Origin of the sequence: Mesobacillus sp. (assembly GCF_049588175.1) — a bacterium.
GTDB lineage: Bacteria > Bacillota > Bacilli > Bacillales > Cytobacillaceae > Mesobacillus.
This window is the reverse complement of the sequence record NZ_JBAVFI010000744.1, coordinates 1-3,495: the sequence shown is the minus strand read 5'-3', so window position 1 is coordinate 3,495 and position 3,495 is coordinate 1. Positions and strand designations below refer to the sequence as shown.

2 protein-coding genes and 1 pseudogene are annotated in these 3,495 nt (G+C 43.9%); 1 reads left to right on the top strand and 2 read right to left on the bottom strand.

Going from position 1 to position 3,495, the window contains the following annotated elements:
• Both WB217_RS18095 and WB217_RS18090 read right to left on the bottom strand, forming a co-directional pair.
• A partial coding sequence (locus WB217_RS18095; protein WP_423994697.1) for a putative thiazole-containing bacteriocin maturation protein occupies nucleotides 1–1,750 on the bottom strand: 1,750 nt, incomplete at its 3' end.
• A gap of 296 nt (nucleotides 1,751–2,046) precedes the next feature.
• Nucleotides 2,047–2,211: pseudogene (locus tag WB217_RS18090) on the bottom strand (heterocycloanthracin/sonorensin family bacteriocin); the annotation flags it as partial.
• A 446-nt stretch (nucleotides 2,212–2,657) separates the two neighbouring features.
• On the opposite strand from WB217_RS18090, the gene WB217_RS18085 reads away from it, so the two are divergent.
• Nucleotides 2,658–3,449 (top strand): TIGR00266 family protein, encoded by a 792-nt coding sequence (locus tag WB217_RS18085; RefSeq protein ID WP_423994695.1) that lies wholly within the window; start codon nucleotides 2,658–2,660, stop codon nucleotides 3,447–3,449.
• The last annotated feature ends 46 nt before the right edge of the window (nucleotides 3,450–3,495 follow it).

Below are 3,495 nucleotides of genomic sequence, written 5' to 3'. Positions count from 1 at the left end.
TGGCGATCCTCTGCACTTCCCTTTCATCAAAAATCACGGATGTTTCCTCTAAGGCAATGGCAGAATATGCATCGAAATCGTTCTGAGCTTTGAAAAGCGCATTCTGCAAAGACTTTCTAAGCGCCATTGTGATGTTCAAATCAGCATTTCCATACCATCCATCTCTTGTACCAACATATACGACAGGAAACCCATCCAATTCTTCTCCTAATCCGATTATTGGCTCATCTTGCATAGAGGTGAGTGCATTTAAATAAAAACGACACCTTTCATCCTCAATCGTATCCAACTGCACACGGAAAATTGTATTCTTTTGATTTAGCTGCAGTTTTCTAAGCTGCTCAGTCAAACATTGCTGCAGACCCCGGCCAACACCTTCCGCAAACGTTTCTCCCGCTCCAATGGCGACAAATTCATCACTATAACGTGGAACAATATAACTGCCCAGCCTTGAAGCATATTCCTCTATTCCAGTTAGCGCCGCTTCCCTTCGTGCTTCTTCATGGGTCAATCCGCTGCAGATCACCTCATTTAACAATTCTGCCGGCCCCTCGGACATTGCATCGACTGGCTGAACACGGCATTGCGCTAATGGCAGCTGCTTTGAATCCCCTTCCTCCCAAATATGAAAAATCCCCGTTTCTTTTGACGTAAGCAGGCTGAAGAAATACAGCAGTTTTTCTGGCCCCACTCTTTCCGAGCCTTGTTCAAGCCGCATTTCAAGACTTTCAACTTGTTCAGTTGTTATTTTTCCTGTCTCCAGTGGATGCGGTAAAAATGAATGCCAGCTTCCTTCATGAGTCTCTAAATCTAGCAAAAAGATCCTATTTCTCTGGTTTGGCTTTGTAACTCCAGTAATCTCCTTAAAAAATTCAAAGACGATGATATTTGCCAGCATGGCTCCAGATATTGCTGAGCCGGCAGGAATCTGCTGTTCTTCTACTAAAACTGAATTGTGCAAACGCCGCCAAGCAGAATCCCATCCCGCCTCAGAATCCGGATGAATAATTGGACCAGCTATACAAATCTGTTCGTTGTACACAGCCGGAAGAAACAATTTCTTATCTGTTCTGCAAATAGCATGCAGGAGGTCCAGCTCCCCTAAATTTTCCTTTTGTGTGACATATAAAATCGAATCGAATGGCTTTAACGTTTCCCGCCATCCATCTTCATTAAAGATAACCTCCTGTAACTCCACCTCAGAATCCGTTTTACGTGCATGGTCAACGAGTTCCTTCAGTCGACCTCTATTCGTCGGTACCTCATCGGTAATGAGCACATGCAGCTTGACTAATCCAGATTCAATCAGCGAAGAAACCAATGAAGTCAAAAAAGAACCAGATCCCACTGCAAGCACATTCGCCTGCCGAAAGGCTTCAAATCTAGAAGCACCTGAATCTGCTAAACTATCCACAAATTCAATTTGGGACGCGAATTTTTTGACAACATGTTCGGACAGTTGATGTGGAAGGTCCTTGCTCACATCCCGAACAAACCCATTTCGATACAAAACTTCAGCAACTTCAACTACCCGGTCCCTATAAGGTCCAGGTAATCCGTTCGTCAAATACTCAATTGAATACTCCCCATTGAACATTGGCAGCAGCTTCTCCACCCATTGATCGATTCCACTTCCTTCAATCCGGAAGGAACATTGATTGTTCCGAAAATAAACGCTGCTATTTGGTTCAGGGAGATAAAACGTGTCCCTCTTAACTTTTAATCGCATAGAAGGGTCCAATTTTTCCATGCCGCTCCTCCTTTGCCCCTGCTGACCTCACCTGTTTTATGACTGTCATTAACATCGTATGTATCTCAATTTGTCCCTTATGTCACTTGGTACGAAGAAATAATAGCCCCTGCACATCAGCCGGCAGGGGCTATTCATATTAGAAAACTAACTTTTATCGTTCATTCATCCTCTTAACGATGGCAGCGTCCGCAACCGCCGCAGCCGCCACAACGCATGCATCCGCCGCATCGGCCACATCCAGCACAACGGGCACAACGGGCGCATCCGCCACAGCCAAAACAGCCAAAGCAGCTAAAGAAAGGGAATCCGAAACCGAAGCCAAAACATCCTCCAAAACCACCTACTCCGAAAATCCGCTCATCACCAGCATTATACTGGTTTTGATCCCAAGTAACCGGCTGCGTTGCCTGAAAATCACCCAAATTAAGCCTTTGAAGTTCACTGTGAAAATCATTCATCATCTACATAACCTCCCAAACAATTTACCAATGGCTCTAGAAACAAATACAACCGAGCTAACTGCGAAAAATTCCGTATATCAGCTAAAAATATTAATAATTGAGAATACTCCCCAACAATTTATGTACTCTAGGTGGGTATTGCTACTGATACAAAAGCCTAATTTTAAAGAACAAAGGTAAACATGGGGACGGTTCTCATGTTCCAAAAACATCAGAACCATCGCTGGGATCCATCCGCAAACCAGCTTTTTACTTGTTTTTAGCATTCCTCTTAACCTATATAGAAAATCAAATATTCATCCTCATCATCTTAATAGGCATCAAAGTAATGATTAGATGAATTAAAATATTTTACTAGTAATATTCGAATCTAAAATAGTCACATACCATCAAAAGCTGTAAAATAACATTGTAATGGATCATATTTTAGGAGGCTAAAGCCTATGAAAAACCATGAAATTGATTACAAGATTTATGGGGATGACATGCAGTTCGTAGAAATCGAGCTGGATCCAAATGAAACCGTAGTGTCCGAAGCGGGAAGTCTGATGATGATGGATGAACAAATCCAAATGGAAACGATTTTTGGTGATGGCTCAGGTGGCAGCGGGGGCATGATGGGGAAATTATTTGGTGCCGGGAAGCGTATGCTGACGGGTGAAAGCTTGTTCATGACGACCTTTACCAACATTGGCCATGGCAAGAGACATGTCAGCTTTGCATCACCATACCCTGGGAAAATTGTCCCTATGGATTTAAATCAACTTGGTGGTAAAATCATTTGCCAGAAGGATGCGTTCCTTGCTGCTGCAAAAGGTGTCTCTGTCGGCATCGAATTTCAAAGGAAGATCGGCGCAGGTTTTTTCGGCGGCGAAGGCTTCATTATGCAGAAACTTGAAGGAGATGGTATGGCTTTTGTTCACGCCGGCGGAACGATACATAAGAAAGAGCTTTTACCAGGCCAAGTTCTTAAGGTCGATACAGGCTGTCTTGTCGCGATGACGAGCAATGTCGATTACAACATCGAAATGGTCAAAGGAATCAAAACAGCGTTATTTGGCGGCGAAGGTCTATTCTTTGCAACTCTAAGAGGACCAGGAACTGTCTGGATTCAGTCCCTGCCATTCAGCCGCCTGGCAAGCCGTGTATTTGCAGCCGCTCCTCAAGCAGGAGGCCAAAACAGAGGAGAAGGAAGTGTCCTCGGCGGAGTATTCAGAATGCTAGATGGCGATTGATCATGAAAATGGGAGGGTTCTGATGTTCCAAGTTGAACATCTGAAC

Bases quoted from the DNA above. Each gene is read 5' to 3' on its own strand.
- WB217_RS18085 (WP_423994695.1), top strand. From the start codon at position 2,658: ATGAAAAACCATGAAATTGATTACAAGATTTATGGGGATGACATGCAG.